Consider the following 14,590-nt stretch of genomic DNA (forward strand, 5'->3'; position numbering starts at 1 on the left):
GGTTCCCGCCTCGAACCTGATCGAGGTAGGTTGAGTGGAACCCGGACGCGGTCCCGACCGTTGTCCGAACGTAGCGACCCACCTCACCACCGCCGCAGTATCACCACCGCACCCGAGGAGACCTGATGACGGACCCCAGCGCCCATCCGGTCGGGCCCGATACCACGGCCAACCTGGGTCGGATCGCGTTCCCGACCTCAGACGAGCAGGCGCCCCGCACGGCGCTCAGCCCCGAGGAAGCCGCCGCCGTCGCCGCCCTGCCGCGGCACTCCGCGCTGCTCATCGTGCAGCGCGGCCCGGGATTCGGCGCCCGCTTCCTCCTGGACACCGGCCGCAGCGTCGCCGGCCGCAGCGAGCAGGCCGACATCTTCCTCGACGACGTCACGGTCTCCCGCAAGCACGCCGAGTTCGTCCGCGAGGGCGACTCGTTCGTCGTCCGCGACATCGGCTCCCTGAACGGCACCTACGTCAACCGCGGTCGCATCGACGCCGCCACGCTGGTCACCGGCGACGAGGTGCAGATCGGCAAGTTCCGCCTCACCTTCCACGCCAGCCCGCAGTCGCCGGCGCAGTGGGGCGCGGGGACGCCCGCCCCGTGACGGCCGGAGCCGCACGCGACCATCGTGGGGTCCACGGCGGCACCGAACCGCGTCATGACCGCGCCCACGAGCGCACCCATGACGACGAGGGCCCGCAGCATGACCAGCTGCGCGGTCAGGAGCACGGTGCCGCACAGGACGACCTCGACGCGCCCTGGCCCCGCGGGATCTCCCGCCAGGCCACCATGCGCATCAGCGACGTCCTGCGCGCCCTCGGCCAGGAGTTCCCGTCCGTATCGCACTCCAAGCTCCGCTTCCTCGAGGAGCAGGGCCTGATCGAGCCGGTGCGCACGCCGTCGGGCTACCGCCAGTACAGCCAGGCCGACGTCGAGCGCCTGCGATTCGTCCTCACCGAGCAGCGCGACAGCTACATGCCGCTGAAGGTGATCAAGGAACGCCTCGCCGCGATGGACGCAGACCCCGACTCGGCCGAGCACCCCGCACCACGCCTGGCCGGCACGGGCGCGCCCGCCCGACGCCGCTGGACCGCGCAGGCCGTGGCCGAGGCCGCCGGCGTCACCGAGGAGTTCGTGCAGGACCTCGCCCAGGCAGGGCTCCTGCCCGCGTCGGGCGGCACGTTCGGCTCTGGCGCCGTCGAGGTGGCCCGCATCGCGGGCGCGCTGGCCGAGTTCGGCATCGAACCGCGCCACCTGCGTTCCTTCCGCACTGCCGCCGACCGGCAGGTAGCGCTCGTGGACCAGGTCGTCGCACCCCTGCGCAGCCAGCACGCCAGCGCGGCCCGCGGCCGCGCCGCGAGCATGGCCAGCGACATGGGCGAGCTGTTCACCCGCTTGCACGCCGCATGGGTCCGGCAGGGCATCGACGACCTCGGCTGAGCCGTCACCGCCACAAAGAATCACCCGCCATTGCCACCGGGCGACCGGCCCGTGACCAGAAATTTGTCCCGAGCGCGCGACGAGCGACCGTCAATGGCCGTACGGTGAAAGCGTGAGGCCTGACGACGTGCCGATGGTTCCCGTGGAGATCCTCGGCGTTCGACAGCAGCAGCGCGATCAGGAGATCGTCGTGCTGCTGCTCGACAGTGCCGCAGACCTGGCCATCCCCATCGTCATCGGAGCGCGCGAGGCCAGCGCCATCGCCATGGCACAGGCCGGGCTGGCCACCCCGCGCCCCATGACCCACGACCTCCTGCGCGACGTCCTCGGCGCGGTGGGCGTCGCGCTCGAACGAGTGGACATCGTCGCCCTGGAAGGCGGGATCTATTTCGCCGAGCTCGTCCTGAGCAACGGCGTCCACCTCGACTCCCGCGCCTCCGACGCGATAGCGCTTGCCGTGCGCACCGGCAGCCCCGTCCTGTGCTCCGCCGAGATCGTCGCGCTGGCCGGCGTGGAGATCGTCGACGTCGACCAGCAGGCAGAGGTCGAGCGGTTCCGCGACTTCCTGGACCACGTCACGCCCGAAGACTTCCTGGGACCGCCAGGAGGTGGGGCCCAGGGCGGCGGCGGTCGAACCGGGTGAAAAGGGATCAATCTGGTGGGTGAAAACCCACCAACTCGCGACACGCCGAACCTTTCACGGCGCGCATCTTTGAAATCACCTTCGACGCGCCTTAGCGTGGCCACGACACCCCAGGAGGCACAGTGAACACCAGCGGTGAGAGAGCCACACGCGCTACGGTCCCGCACGGCGCGCAGGGTCTCCTCTTCGGTGAGGACCTGACGGAGCAGGACGCCACGACGGGCTACCGCGGAAACACGGCATGCCACATCGCCGGCATCACGTACCGTCAGCTCGACTACTGGGCCCGTACCGGCCTCGTCGAGCCGAGCATCAAACCGGCCACCGGCTCCGGCACGCACCGGCTGTACAGCTTCCGCGACATCCTCGTGCTCAAGGTCGTCAAGCGACTCCTCGACACGGGCGTCTCCCTGCAGCAGATCCGCACCGCCGTCACCGCACTGCGCGAGCGCGGCGTGGACGACCTGGCGCAGATCACGCTGATGTCCGACGGCGCGAGCGTGTACGAGTGCACCTCGCCCGACGAGGTGGTCGACCTCGTCGCCGGCGGCCAGGGCGTGTTCGGCATCGCGGTCGGACGGGTGTGGCGCGAGATCGAGGGCACCCTGGCCCAGATGCCGACCGAGACCCTCGACCAGGGTGAGACAGGTGAGGTCCCCACGGTCGAGGGCGACGAGCTCGCGCAACGCCGGGCGGCCAGGTCCGCCGTCTGACAACCACGACCACGCCGGCCGCCATACCGAACCGCTTACCGAACTGCATACCGAACGACTCAGCCGTCTGGGACGGGGCGCCACGCACCCCGACCAGGCGGTCTGCCATATCCAGGGGTCGGGCGTAACCTGCGAGCATGCAGCTCACCTTCCACGGCCACGCGTGCGTCTCCCTCAGCCTGCCCGACGGCGGCACCCTCGTGATCGACCCCGGCACCTTCAGCGATACCGCCGCCGCGCTCACGGGCGCAGCGGCCGTGCTCGTCACCCACGACCACTTCGACCACGTGGACGTACCCGCGGTCGCCGAGCTCCTCACGGCCACCCCGGGCGTCGAGGTGTGGGCCAGCGGCCCCGGCGCGGCCGCCCTGCGTGACGGTGGCGCCCCGGCGAACCAGGTCCACGAGGTGACGGCCGGTCAGGTGCTGGACATCGCCGGAGCGCGCGTCACCGTCGGCGGCGGAGACCACGCGGTCATCCACCCCGAGGTCCCGCGCGCCGTGAACGTGACCTATCTGATCGAGCTCGGCGGCCGGAGCCTGTACCACCCGGGGGACTCCTACGACGCGCCGGCAGGGCTGCCCGACGACGGTCTTGACGTGCTGCTGGTCCCGGTGTCGGGGCCCTGGACGAGGCTGGCCGAGGCCATGGACTTCGCGCGTTCCGTCCCCGCCGGCGCCGTGGTGCCGATCCACGACGCGCCGCTGTCCGAGATCGGGCATACGCTGACCGGCCGGTGGCTGGACACCGCGCGGCTGGGCGGGAAGTACACCTACTCGCGGCTCACCGCAGGAGAGGTACTGGCCGTCTGAACCGGCCGGAGCCGGATCTACGTGGGTTGCCGAAGGATGTCGATGTCCGCGGAACGCAGGACGGCTTCGACGAGCGCCATCAACCGACCCAGCGCGGGTGCGATCTGAGCCTGGTAGTCACTGATCAGTCCATACCGGGCCAGCGCGTCGGTCTCGCTCCGGAGACTGGTGGCTATCGCCAGGATCTCGGGGTTGGCGAGGAGGTGGTCGGCGATCTCCGTGGCAAGCGCATCGACCCGAGGATCGTCCGGGTCCCACATGCGCGCTTCCCAGTTGCGTTTGAGCAGGGCGACGTACTGGGCGTCGTCGAGGGCGCGCTCGCTCTGGGCGATGAAGCTGTCGAAGTCCCACGGGACCAGCGCCTTCGCCAGAACGAGATGCTCCAAGGACTGCGCCAGGTAGTCCTGGGGAAAGCCCAGGGCTGCGGCGCGCTCCAGCAGCGCGCAGGCGCGGTCGGGCAGCAGGAGCCGGTTTCCGGCCGCGAGCCGGTCCAGCGTGTCGCGGCGCACTACCAGCTCCTGGATCCGATCGGTGAGTCGTTGCTTGACGTCGGCCAGGTCACCGGCGAACTGCTGCGGATCGGCATCGAGCATGGTGCCGATCCTGGACAGCGGCACACCGGCGTCGGCCAAGGTCCGGACCTGCACGAGCCGCAGCAGCCCGGCCGAGCCGTAGCGCCGATAGCCGAGGCTGTCGCGCCGGGGCTCCTCGACCAGACCGAGGCGGTGGTAGTGCCGCACGGTCTTCACGGTGACGCCGGCGAACGCCGCCGCCTGACCGATCGTCAGGTCACCCGTCACGCCTTCAACGCCTCTCGCTGCTCAGGGCAACGACCTCGCGGACGGCGTCGGCGATGGAACGGGAGTCCTTGCTCAGCACCTTCGAGTGGTTGCTGGCGACGGTCGCATGCACCTCGATGTGGGGGTTGCGTGCGAGCACGGGGCCGAGGTTGGCCCGCTGTTCTGCCATCTCGTCGGCCTCACCGCCCAGGTTCCCGCCCGAGGCGACCACCCAGCGCGCCGGGACGGTCAGGCTGTCCAGCACGGGCTCGATCCCCGCGACGATCTCGTTGAGCTCGATATTGACCTCGGCGTGCTGGCCGGCGGACATTCGTGCCGCCAGACCCAGCGGGCGAGCAACGGGAAACGCCCAGCCCATCCGGCGGAACAGGCGGCGGACGTCGTCGCGTGTCATGCGGCCGCTGCCGAACAGGTCGTACGGGTACGCGCCGTCGACGGGGACCACACCCAGCGCGCGGTCCGGGTTGCGGCCGGTCCAGTGCACGCCCACCACCGCACCGTAGGACCACCCCACGAGGATCGGCCGATCGACGCGCCGGGCCGCGAGCACGGCATCGACGTCGCGGACGCACGCCTCGAAGGAGTAGTCCGCCGAACGCAGCGATCGCCCACGGGCGCGTTCGTCATAGGTGATGTGCCGCCAGCCCGGGCCCAGATCCGCGATGACGCGCCGCCAATGCTTCTGACTGGCATATGCGCCGTTGAGGTAGATCACCGGAGTGCCGCTGCCGCCGGTGTCGGTCACTGCCAGCGCTGTGTCGTCGACCGGCACCATCCCGGTCCAGGGCGATTCGCTCTCGTGCACGTGGTTCGTCGTGGTCATGACCTCAGAGTGCGCGCCTGACCCAAGGTCAATGCAAGTCCTGACGTCGACGCCTGCCGGGCGGCTCGCTACAGCAGGGGGCGCAGCGGGATCAGGAGGTATTCGCCGATCTTGGCGAGGGCGCCGCGTTCTTCCCACTGGGCGAGGGTCAGCTCCTGCGCGTTGGACAGGTCCATCGCGAAGATGTCCTCCATGCGGCCGGCGAGGCCCGGGTCGACGACCTCGAGGTTGATCTCGTAGTTGCCGGTGAGGCTGAGCCGGTCGATGTTGGCGGTGCCGATGGTCGTCCAGCGGCGGTCGATGGTGGCGGTCTTGGCGTGCACCATGGCGCCCTGGTACAGGAAGATCCGCACCCCGCCGCGCAGCAGGGAGGCGTACTGGCCGCGGGCGAGCCAGTCGGCCACGACGTGGTTGGAGCGGTGCGGCACGAGGACGCGGACGTCGACGCCGCGTGCGGCGGCGGCCAGCAGCCCGGCGTGGATGTCGTGGTCCGGGATGAAGTACGCCTGGGTGATGTAGACGTGGCTGATGGCCCGGTCGATGGCGTCGAGGTAGATCCCGCGGATGGGGAACACGAGCTCGGACGGCGCGTTGCGTGCGGCCTTGAGGTGGGGCAGCCAGGTCCCGGATCCGGCGTCGGCCAGGATGGGGTGGCGTGGCTTGCGGTGCCGGTTCCAGAAGTCGACGAACGCGTTGCGCAGCTCCCACGCGGAAGGCCCCTGGAGGCGGACGTGGGTGTCTCGCCAGTGCGTGGCGTACAGGGAGCCGATGTTGTAGCCGCCGACGAACCCGGTCTCGTCGTCGACCACGAGGATCTTGCGGTGGTCACGGCCGGAGGTGCGGATGTTGAGGTAGGCCATCCCTGGGCGCAGCACGGGGAAGCGCAGCACGTGCACGGCGGGCGGGAAGCGGAAGAACGAGTAGGGGACGACGAGGTTGGCGAAGCCGTCGACGATGACGTACACCTCGACGCCGCGTGCGGACGCGTCGATCAGAGCCTGCTTGAACCGCTGGCCCATGTCGTCGTTCTTCCAGATGTACGACTCGAGCATCACGGTCTTGCGTGCGCCGGCGATGGCCTCGAGCATCGCCTCGAACAGGTCGGCGCCGTAGGTGTAGACCGTGGTGGCGGTCTGGTCGATGTGCTCGGTGAGCGGCTTCTCCGTGGGGAACTTCGACGTGAGCGGGTGCAGACGCTGCCGGATCTTGTCCGTGACGGTGAGCGCTACCGCTGCCCCTACCGGTACCGCCGCCGCGATGATCGCGGCCCGGGTCGCCAGCGTGCGGGCACGCTGCACGAAGCCGGACGGTACGTCGAGCGTGAGCTTGGGCAGATTGCGGGGGAGGTTGCCTGGGACCTTGCGAGACGCCACGCGCTCACGGTACCCGGTCTCAGATCCAGGATCGTGGAATTACGGACGCCCGGGCGTCGTGGCGCCTGCCGGTGAGACGGCGCCGCGGGCTGACGTCGTTAATTCGAGCGAATTTCGCCCCGCGTGTCCCTATGCTCACACCGACGACACCGGTGCCCTCCGTGGTGCCGGCGGTACGGCTCCCTGGTCACGAGGCCTCCGACCGGACCATCTGTCGTGAACGGTGGCCCGACGGAGGGACTTTCCCATGACAGGACCGGGCCCCGCGCGGCGGGTACGGCGGCGGATACAGAGCGTGCGGCGCTGGGCTCTGGGCACCGTCCTCGTCGCGGTCCTCGTCGTCGGCATCCTCGCGGGCGACCGGTACTCCTCGGCGCCGGAGGGACCCCGTACGTGTACCGCCGAGGTGCGGCCCGTCAGCTTCGGGGCCACGGGCGCCGTCCCGACCGTCCCGGCGCCACCGGACACGATTCCGGGCCTGAGAGGCCTGAAACAGGTCGGCGGTGTCGTGAACGACGCCAGCTGTCTGAACGAGGTCCCCGTGCACGGTGTCGTGCGCCCCGGTAGCGAGGACGACGTGGTCCAGGCGGTCGCGTACGCGCGCGAGAACGACCTGGCGGTATCCGTGTCGGGGACGCGGCACGCGATGGGCGGGCAGGCGTCCTACCCGGGTGGTCTCGTGCTGGACATGCGAGGGCTCGACGCCGTGACCGTGGACGCCGAAGCTGGCACGGTGCGGGTAGGAGCCGGTGCCACGTGGCGGAGCGTCCTCGAGACCGTGCACGCCGAGGGCCGGGCCGTTGCCGCGATGCCGAGCATCGACATCCTCAGCGTGGGCGGGACGGTCTCGGTGAACGCGCACGGGGTCGACTTCCGGCAGGGATCGATCGCCGGGACGATACGGTCCCTGCGGCTCGTGTCCGCGGACGGCACGGTGCGCGACGTCGACCGGGCGAGCGACCCGGCTCTGTTCAGTGCGGTGATCGGTGGTTACGGGCTGTTCGGAGTGATCACCGAGGTCGAGCTGAAGACCGTTCCGGACACCGTGTACCGGCTGGAGCAGCGCGTCGTCCCGAGCGGAGACCTCGCGCGCATCTACCGCGAGGACGTCGTGCCCGACGAGGACGCGCGCCTGATGTACGCCCACCTGTCCACGGCGCCGTCGTCCTTCCTCTCCGAGGCCATCCTCTATACGTACAGCGACGCCAGCGCCCCCGGGAGCGTCGCCGAGCCGATCCCGCTGCTGAAGGACACCCAGAACTCCCGCGTGGGACGGTTCGCGCTGAACCTCGCCAGACACGGTGGCTTCTTCCAGGAGGCACGCTGGGTCGCGCAGAAGCACGTGCTGCCGAACTTCCAGCCCTGCGCCACCTCGCGCAACGCGGCGCTGCGCGACGCCGAGGCCTGCATGGTCGCCCGGACCCAGGCCACGTACAACGGGCTCGGGCTGCTCAACCACAAGCTCCCGGACCGTACCGATGTCCTGCACGAGTACTTCGTCGCGCCGGACCGGCTCGGCGAGTTCCTCGAAGCCGCGGCGCCCGTGCTGCGTGACCACGACGCCGAGCTGCTCAGCGCGTCCGTCCGGGTGGTGCACCGTGACGAGGTGCTCCTGTCCTACGCGCAGGACACCCGGCTGTCCGTGGTCCTGTATCTCAGTCAGGACCTGTCCGACGCCGGGAACGCCGACATGGCGGGGCTGACCCGGCGGCTGGTGCGCCTCGCCCTGGAGCACGACGCCACGTTCTACCTGCCGTACCAGCCGCACTACACGCGCGAGCAGGTGGCACAGGCATACCCGAACCTCGACGAGTTCTTCGCGCTGAAACGGCAGCACGACCCCGAGGAGCGGTTCCGCAACGCGTTCTACACGCGGTTCTCGTGAGCAGCCGGACGATCAGTCGAAGGCGCCCGCCAGGGGATGGGACCGGATCGCGGCGGCGAGCTCGCCCTCAATGCGGTCGAGATAGACGCCCGTGGTGGCGATCGAGGCGTGCCCGAGCAGCTCCGCGACGACCTTGACGTCCCAGCCGTCGGCCACCAGCAGGGTCGCCGTGGTGTGCCGCAGGGCGTGCGGGGTGGCCTCACGCTGATAGGGCGCGGGCATGCGGCGCACAGCACGGGAGAGCAACGCGCGAATCGCCTGGGTGTCGATACGGCGCCCACGCCAGGACAGCAGGAGGGCGCGCTGCGCATCGGCGTCCTGCGGGCGTTTGGCGGCCAGGGTGGGACGCAGGTGGGTGAGGTAGTCGTCCAGGGCGCGGGCCAGGGGCGGGGACAGCGTCACCGTGCGCGTGTTGCCGCCCTTGCCGCGGATGCGCCAGGTGGTGCGCTCGGGCTCGCGCGCGACGTCGTCGACGTCGGTGCGGGCCAGCTCCGAGACACGCGGGCCCAGGACCAGGAGCAGCGCGACCACCAGCCGGTCACGCAGCGCGAGGTCCTGGTCGGTGCGGGCGGGAGTCTCGGCGGGGCCGGCGGTCAGCAGGCTGCGTGCCGCTCCCGCCGACAGCGCCGTGCGCGCGGTGCGCAGGGTGCCACGCACCTTGGCCGGCGGCGCGGCCCACTGCATGGGGTCGGCCTGTACCCAGCACTCCCGGGCCGCGTACGCGAAGAACCGGGTCACCGACTGCCGGAACCGGTTGACCGTGGCGGTGCTGCGCCCTGGCCCGGGTTTGCGGTCCGGGTCGGTGTAGCGCGCATCGGGCGCCGACTGGTAGCGCACCAGGACGCTGTCGACGTCGGAACCCGTGACGTCGTCCAGGATGCGGTCACGGCCCGTGAGGCGGCCGAACTCGGTGACGTCGCGCGTGTAGCTGCGCGCCGTGGCGGGTGACAGGACACCACGGATCGTCTCGACCTCGACCGCCGCGAGGTAGCGGCGGGTGGCTTCGGCGACGGTGATGCGCTCGAGGCGCGGGGGAGCGACCATGACCGCCACCCTAGGCGGGACCACTGACACTCCCGATATGCCGGAATATGCCGCTGACCTGCGGCGCGACCCGCACCTCTCGACAGGTCGCGCGGCAGGTCCCGCGGCACGGCCCGGCGGGCCCGGTCGAGCCCTGCCACGCGCCGCGTCCCATCAGCGGAGCAGCCCTCGGCATCCGGCCGACGGCGCTCGCGGCCCTGGACGAGCTCGGCGTGGGGGAGGCGCTGCGTGCGGCGCGCTGACGGTCCCGCCCTGAACCGGGCGGCTGGGATGCGGCTGCGATGTGCGCGGTCGTGATTCAATCCGCTCGTGCGCGCCATCGTCTTCGACCAGTTCCAGGGCCCCGTCGACGTCCGCGAGGTGGCCGACCCGGGCGCCCCTGACGGGGGCGTGGTCGTGCGGGTGCACGCGACCGGGCTGTGCCTGAGCGACTGGCACGCCTGGGCCGGGCACGACACCGACATCACCACGCTGCCGCACGTGCCCGGCCACGAGCTCGCCGGCACCGTCGCCGAGGTCGGCGCAGGTGTCACGAAGTGGCGGGTCGGGGACCGCGTGACCGTTCCGTTCGTCAGCGGCTGCGGCACCTGCGAGTGGTGCCGCAGCGGGCAGGCGCAGGTCTGCCCCGACCAGACCCAGCCCGGCTTCACGCACTGGGGCTCGTACGCCGAGCTGGTGATGCTGAACGCGGCCGACGCCAACCTGGTCGCCGTCCCCGACGACGTCTCGTTCGAGACCGCGGCGAGCCTCGGCTGCCGCTTCGCCACCGCCTACCGGGCGGTGGCCGGTCGTGCGCGAGTCCAGGCAGGGGAGTGGGTGGTGGTCGTGGGTGCGGGCGGTGTCGGCCTCAGCGCGATCATGATCGCCGTCGCACGGGGCGCCCGTGTCGTCGCGGTCGACCGGTCGGAAGGTGCGCTGGAGGCGGCCCGCCGCGCCGGCGCCGAACACACGGTGCTCGCGGACGGCCGCGACGTACCCGCCGTCGTGCAGCAGGTGACCGACGGCGGCGCGCACGTCGCGGTGGACGCCGTCGGGAGCGAGCAGACGTGCGCCGACGCGATCGGGAGCCTGCGCCGCCGCGGGCGCCACGTGCAGGTGGGCCTGTTCGCGCCGGTCGACGGCGGGCCGCGGGTGCCCATGGGCCGCGTGATCGGCTGGGAGCTCGACGTGCTCGGCAGCCACGGCATGGCGGCCGCCGACTATCCCGAGATGCTCGAGCTCGTGGCCTCCGGGACGCTGCGTCCGCAGGACCTGCTGGACCGGGTCATCGGCCTGGCCGAGGCGGCAGCGCTCGTACCGACCATGGACACGGCGCCGCGCGCCGGGATGGTCGTGCTCGACCCACGGCGGGCCTGACTCTCTTGGAGGCGTAGGTGGGGGCGTGGGTCAGGTCGCCCACCGCAGCACCGCGTCCAGCGGGGCGGGCACCCGGTCGAGCGGCAGCACCTGGGCCAGCCGCCGCCCGTAGCGTTCCTTGCGTCCGCCCTTGGACCCGATGAAGCGGTGCAGCTGCTGGGTCGTCGTGCGTTCCCGCTGAGCGGGCTGCCCCTGCAGCCGTTCGAAGCTGCGCAGCTCGCCCTCGTCGTCGATCAGAGCCAGGAACCCTTCGATGCCGACGGCCCGGATGAGCTCGTCCTCGAGGTCCTGGTCGCAGCGGAAGAAACCGAGGTCGGTCAGGGGAGTGGTCGCCGCGAAGGGGCGCAGACCCACCCGATCGAGCCCCTTGGCGACGAAGCGTTCCTCTGCTGCGTCGTACAGCCCGCCCAGGCGAACGCCCTGGCCGCCGAGCGCCACCAGGTGATGGCCGATGTTGGTGATGCCGCCCATCGCGAGGACCTGCACCCCGAGGTCGTCGAGGGGGAGACCCAGCCGTGCGGCCAGCATCTCCACCGCCGCGCGGTCACTGTCGCCCTCGACGAGCAGCACGGTGCTCGTGGAAGCGGCGAGGACTCCTGCGAGGTTCATGGTTCCCGGATGGTATGCCTCGTCCAGGGGGACGGGCCGCAGGATTTTCCGGCTGCTACCGTGTTGACCTTGCTTGGTAGTGGAAGACAGTTGTGTTGCGCTATACACAATGCTATAGATGTCTTGCTGGTTGGGGTTGGCGGGGAGCGGGGTGCTGTGTGAGCCGCATCCGGAGCGGACCGCTGATTCCATGAGATCGGTCGGTTGCGCGGCGTTGCTCGTGGCTGTTGCTCGTGACTTCGGTCGCTTGCTCTGAGATCGGTCAATCAACCGACCGATCTCAGAGCACGCGACCGAAGTCGCTCAGCGCACCCAGCAACGGACCGAAGTCAGGGGGATCCGTCGAGGGCGATCGTGCGCAACGGCGCCAATCACGCGCTGAGGCGTGCAGCACGTGCAGCACGTGCAGCACGACCGGCGCGGGCAGGGCAGTCGTTCCAGGCCGATTCTCCGCCGTAATGACATAATGTGCATTATCAGTTCTAGCCTGATCCAGCTGTACAGGCCGATCTACGACGCGAAGATGGCGCGCTGACGTGCCAGACTGCGGCCGTGGCTCAGCACACGTCATCGCCATACGAACCAGCATCAGCCGAACCAGCATCGGCGCCTGGTTCTCCAGCAGGATCGTCACCAGGAGCTGAGCTGCCGCCGGAGCCAGAGCCGTCGACGCTGGTCTCCTCGGCGCCACCGGTGTCACCGTCGCCGGCCTCGCCAGGACCGGCCGAGCTCGTCGAGAGCCTGACCGCCTGGGCGCGCGAGACGCCGTGGGTCGAGTGGCTCGAGCTCGCCGGCTCCCTGGGACGCGGCGCCGGAGACGAGTTCTCGGACGTCGACGCCGGCGTCGGCCTGCTGGACGGCGGCGACCTGGACGCCATCGAACGTTCGGTGACCGAGTTCGCTCCTACGGCCGCGGTGCTGCGCCAGCCGTTCGGGCCGGAGACGACACATCTGGTCTGCATCTACCAGGACGGACGGCAGCTCTCGCTCGTCGTCATGCCGTCGGCCACGCGCATCGGCCTCGCACCTGAAGCCGTCGCCCTGGTGGACAAATTGGACAGGCTGTCCACCTCGCTGGATCGGACGACATGGGACCCCGACGCTGACGGACGACGCGAATGGGCGTTCCTCGCCTGCATCGCTGCAGGTGACGCCCTCAAGCACGCCCGCAGGGGCACGTTCTGGAGAGCGCTGCGCAGCCTGACCGAGGCCCGCGACCTGTACCTCCAGCTGGTCGCCGCACAGGAACAGGTGGTCTTTCCGCAGTTCGGGGCCGTCAGCCTGGAGAACGCCGGCCGGCCGGTACCCGACGAGCTCTCCGCTACCCTCGTCGGCTCCCCCGACCAGGACGCGATCGTCGACGCCGTTCAGGTACTCGTGTCGCTCCTGGCGCCGTTCGTCGCGGAGCACGGGCTCGAGGAGCTCTGTTGCGCCCTTCGCCTGGACGTCCGCCACGAAGAACCGGACTCACCACGGTGACTGCTGAGCACGATGACTGCTGAGCACGGCGTCCCAGCCCTGGCGTCGTCGTGCGCGCACTCCCCCACATCCCGCAGGCAGAGCCACCGAGCCAGAGCTACTGGGACACGGCCCGGTCCGGGGCGATCGGCCACTCCTCGAAGGCGGTGCAGCGGCCGTCGTCGTTGAGCTCGATGATCCAGAGGTCGAGCCAGCGACCACCGGACTCGCCGTACTCGACGCTCACGCGGACGACCGCCGTCGGGCCCTCCACCGCCACGACCTCGGCGGACATGGTGAACGACTCGTCCGGACCGTCACGATGGGACTCCCAGAACTCCGCGAGCGCCGGCAGGCCGACGATGGGTGCTGCCCAGGGCGAGGTCTTGTAGGTGGCGTCGGTGGTGAAGAGGTCGGTGAGGGTGTCGGTGCCTGGTGTGCGCCAGAGGCGTTCGTAGGTGTGGATCCAGGTCTGGACGGTGGTGTGCTGGGTCATGTCTCGAGATTAGTCAGCCGGCCTGGGGTGCGGGTCGGTCGACCTGTGCGGCGAGGTCTTGTGGTGCCTGGATGCAGTAGGAGTCGGTGAGGAGCTCGGCGAGCTCGTCCCAGTCGGTGTGCTGGTCGAGGATCAGGCCGACGACGTTGGTGCCCCAGCTGGCCTTGAAGTACTGGGGGCCGAGGTGCGGGAAGGCCTCTACCTCGTCGGGTTCTGCGCGGAAGGTGATGCGGACGAGGCCGTCCTCTCCCCCGAAGACGTGGCCGATGGTGGCGTCTCGGACCTTCCAGGCGACGCCGGTCCAGGCGTCGTGCTCTGCGCACTCCGGGAGGGGTTCCAGGATGGCGGCGAGGCGCTGGACGGTGTCGGTCGGGACGGGGGCTCGTTCGCTCACGGCAGGAGTCTTGCACCAGTCACTGACACGGTCCTCAGACGAGGCCGAGCTCTCGTGCCCGCACGCCGGCCTGGAAGCGTGACTCGGCGCCGAGGGCGTCCATGAGCTCGGCCACGCGGCGTCGGTAGGTGCGTACGCCGAGGCCGAGGGTTCTGGCGGCGGCCTCGTCCTTGGCTCCCTGGCTCAGCAGGTCGAGGACCTGGGGTGCGAGGTGGCGGATCTCGGCGATCTGGGTGTCGTAGACGTCGAGGTCGGTGGCTGAGTGCCAGGCCGCGTCGAACAGGGAGGTGACCCCCTGTACTGCCTCGCGCTGGGTGATGACGCTGTAGCTGCGCCTGCCGGCGGTGAGATCGCCGGCGAGGATCACCAGGCGGCGGTCGAGGATGATCGTCTCGTTGATCTCCTGGGTGGTGACGCGGACGTGTGCGCCGTGGCGGTCGCGGTCTCGCGCGAGGCCTCGTGCGGCGACCTGGTCGAGCAGGAGTGCGGACCGGTACATCTTGCGGAGTCGGACGTCGGCCGGACGGCGCTCGCGGACCAGGTCGGTGAACTCGGCGGAGGACTGTGCGGTGGCCCAGGTGGCGAGGTCGTTGGCCGCGCAGGCGACGTCCGTCGCGGTGGTGAACAGATGTCTGGTCCGCTCGAAGAGCTCCTGCTCGCCGTGCACGATGGTGACGGCTTCCCCGGTCTGCATGGGTTCGATTCTGCCAGGGGTACTCCCCCGCGCCAGGCTCGGCAGCTTGTTGCCA

Annotated in this window: 17 protein-coding genes; 9 read left to right on the forward strand and 8 right to left on the reverse strand. The window is 70.5% G+C overall.

The features are described from left to right. The first annotated feature begins 125 nt into the window (after positions 1-125). The 5 genes from AB0I32_RS18705 (at position 126) to AB0I32_RS18725 (ending at position 3,603) form a co-directional block, all read left to right on the forward strand. Complete coding sequence (locus tag AB0I32_RS18705) at positions 126-599, forward strand: FHA domain-containing protein (RefSeq protein WP_116675148.1); 474 nt, start codon at positions 126-128, stop codon at positions 597-599. Further along, entirely contained in the window at positions 596-1,435 is an 840-nt protein-coding gene (locus AB0I32_RS18710; RefSeq protein ID WP_357508657.1) for a MerR family transcriptional regulator, read from the forward strand. Before AB0I32_RS18705 ends, AB0I32_RS18710 begins: the two co-directional genes overlap by 4 nt. 133 nt (positions 1,436-1,568) lie before the next feature. Next, a complete protein-coding gene (locus AB0I32_RS18715) occupies positions 1,569-2,078 on the forward strand; it encodes a bifunctional nuclease family protein (protein WP_357508774.1) in 510 nt (169 codons plus the stop codon). A gap of 122 nt (positions 2,079-2,200) precedes the next feature. Continuing rightward, positions 2,201-2,791, forward strand: coding sequence for a MerR family transcriptional regulator (locus tag AB0I32_RS18720; RefSeq protein ID WP_357508659.1), 591 nt, complete (start codon positions 2,201-2,203; stop codon positions 2,789-2,791). Positions 2,792-2,928: 137 nt separating this feature from the next. Continuing rightward, complete coding sequence (locus AB0I32_RS18725; RefSeq protein ID WP_357508661.1) at positions 2,929-3,603, forward strand: MBL fold metallo-hydrolase; 675 nt, start codon at positions 2,929-2,931, stop codon at positions 3,601-3,603. Positions 3,604-3,620: 17 nt separating this feature from the next. Here the strand turns inward: AB0I32_RS18725 and AB0I32_RS18730 are convergent, their stop codons facing one another. The 3 genes from AB0I32_RS18730 to AB0I32_RS18740 all read right to left on the reverse strand — a co-directional run bounded on the left by AB0I32_RS18730 (position 3,621) and on the right by AB0I32_RS18740 (position 6,599). Beyond that, a complete protein-coding gene (locus tag AB0I32_RS18730) occupies positions 3,621-4,403 on the reverse strand; it encodes a MerR family transcriptional regulator (RefSeq protein WP_357508663.1) in 783 nt (260 codons plus the stop codon). A gap of 4 nt (positions 4,404-4,407) precedes the next feature. Continuing rightward, positions 4,408-5,226, reverse strand: a complete 819-nt coding sequence (locus AB0I32_RS18735) for an alpha/beta hydrolase (RefSeq protein WP_357508665.1) — start codon at positions 5,224-5,226, stop codon at positions 4,408-4,410. A 68-nt stretch (positions 5,227-5,294) separates the two neighbouring features. Continuing rightward, positions 5,295-6,599: a phosphatidylserine/phosphatidylglycerophosphate/cardiolipin synthase family protein gene (locus AB0I32_RS18740; RefSeq protein ID WP_357508667.1), complete on the reverse strand. Its 1,305-nt coding sequence runs from the start codon at positions 6,597-6,599 to the stop codon at positions 5,295-5,297. A gap of 295 nt (positions 6,600-6,894) precedes the next feature. Here AB0I32_RS18740 and AB0I32_RS18745 point away from each other — a divergent pair, with 295 nt between their 5' ends. Further along, the gene (locus tag AB0I32_RS18745; protein WP_357508669.1) at positions 6,895-8,484 is read left to right on the forward strand and encodes an FAD-binding oxidoreductase; all 1,590 of its coding nucleotides are present in this window, start codon (positions 6,895-6,897) and stop codon (positions 8,482-8,484) included. A gap of 12 nt (positions 8,485-8,496) precedes the next feature. Here the strand turns inward: AB0I32_RS18745 and AB0I32_RS18750 are convergent, their stop codons facing one another. Next, positions 8,497-9,528 (reverse strand): tyrosine-type recombinase/integrase, encoded by a 1,032-nt coding sequence (locus AB0I32_RS18750; protein WP_357452829.1) that lies wholly within the window; start codon positions 9,526-9,528, stop codon positions 8,497-8,499. A 47-nt stretch (positions 9,529-9,575) separates the two neighbouring features. Here AB0I32_RS18750 and AB0I32_RS18755 point away from each other — a divergent pair, with 47 nt between their 5' ends. Together AB0I32_RS18755 and AB0I32_RS18760 are read left to right on the forward strand one after the other, a co-directional pair. Beyond that, a complete protein-coding gene (locus AB0I32_RS18755; protein ID WP_357508671.1) occupies positions 9,576-9,770 on the forward strand; it encodes a hypothetical protein in 195 nt (64 codons plus the stop codon). 67 nt (positions 9,771-9,837) lie between these two features. Beyond that, positions 9,838-10,884, forward strand: coding sequence for an alcohol dehydrogenase catalytic domain-containing protein (locus AB0I32_RS18760; protein ID WP_357508673.1), 1,047 nt, complete (start codon positions 9,838-9,840; stop codon positions 10,882-10,884). Positions 10,885-10,914: 30 nt separating this feature from the next. Here AB0I32_RS18760 and AB0I32_RS18765 read toward each other — a convergent pair whose 3' ends face one another. Then, positions 10,915-11,493, reverse strand: a complete 579-nt coding sequence (locus tag AB0I32_RS18765; RefSeq protein WP_357508675.1) for a TOPRIM nucleotidyl transferase/hydrolase domain-containing protein — start codon at positions 11,491-11,493, stop codon at positions 10,915-10,917. 693 nt (positions 11,494-12,186) lie between these two features. Between AB0I32_RS18765 and AB0I32_RS18770 the strand changes: the two genes are divergently transcribed. Next, the gene (locus tag AB0I32_RS18770) at positions 12,187-12,972 is read left to right on the forward strand and encodes a hypothetical protein (RefSeq protein ID WP_357508677.1); all 786 of its coding nucleotides are present in this window, start codon (positions 12,187-12,189) and stop codon (positions 12,970-12,972) included. Positions 12,973-13,069: 97 nt separating this feature from the next. Here AB0I32_RS18770 and AB0I32_RS18775 read toward each other — a convergent pair whose 3' ends face one another. Genes AB0I32_RS18775 through AB0I32_RS18785 form a run of 3 tightly spaced genes read right to left on the reverse strand, consistent with a single transcriptional unit; the run spans position 13,070 to position 14,535 of the window. Further along, complete coding sequence (locus tag AB0I32_RS18775) at positions 13,070-13,447, reverse strand: nuclear transport factor 2 family protein (protein ID WP_357508679.1); 378 nt, start codon at positions 13,445-13,447, stop codon at positions 13,070-13,072. A gap of 13 nt (positions 13,448-13,460) precedes the next feature. Then, complete coding sequence (locus AB0I32_RS18780) at positions 13,461-13,841, reverse strand: MmcQ/YjbR family DNA-binding protein (RefSeq protein ID WP_357508681.1); 381 nt, start codon at positions 13,839-13,841, stop codon at positions 13,461-13,463. A gap of 34 nt (positions 13,842-13,875) precedes the next feature. After that, positions 13,876-14,535, reverse strand: coding sequence for a DNA-binding response regulator (locus tag AB0I32_RS18785; RefSeq protein ID WP_357508683.1), 660 nt, complete (start codon positions 14,533-14,535; stop codon positions 13,876-13,878). Between the last annotated feature and the right edge of the window lie 55 nt (positions 14,536-14,590).

This window comes from Promicromonospora sp. NPDC050249 (genome assembly GCF_040656015.1).
Taxonomy (GTDB): domain Bacteria; phylum Actinomycetota; class Actinomycetes; order Actinomycetales; family Cellulomonadaceae; genus Promicromonospora.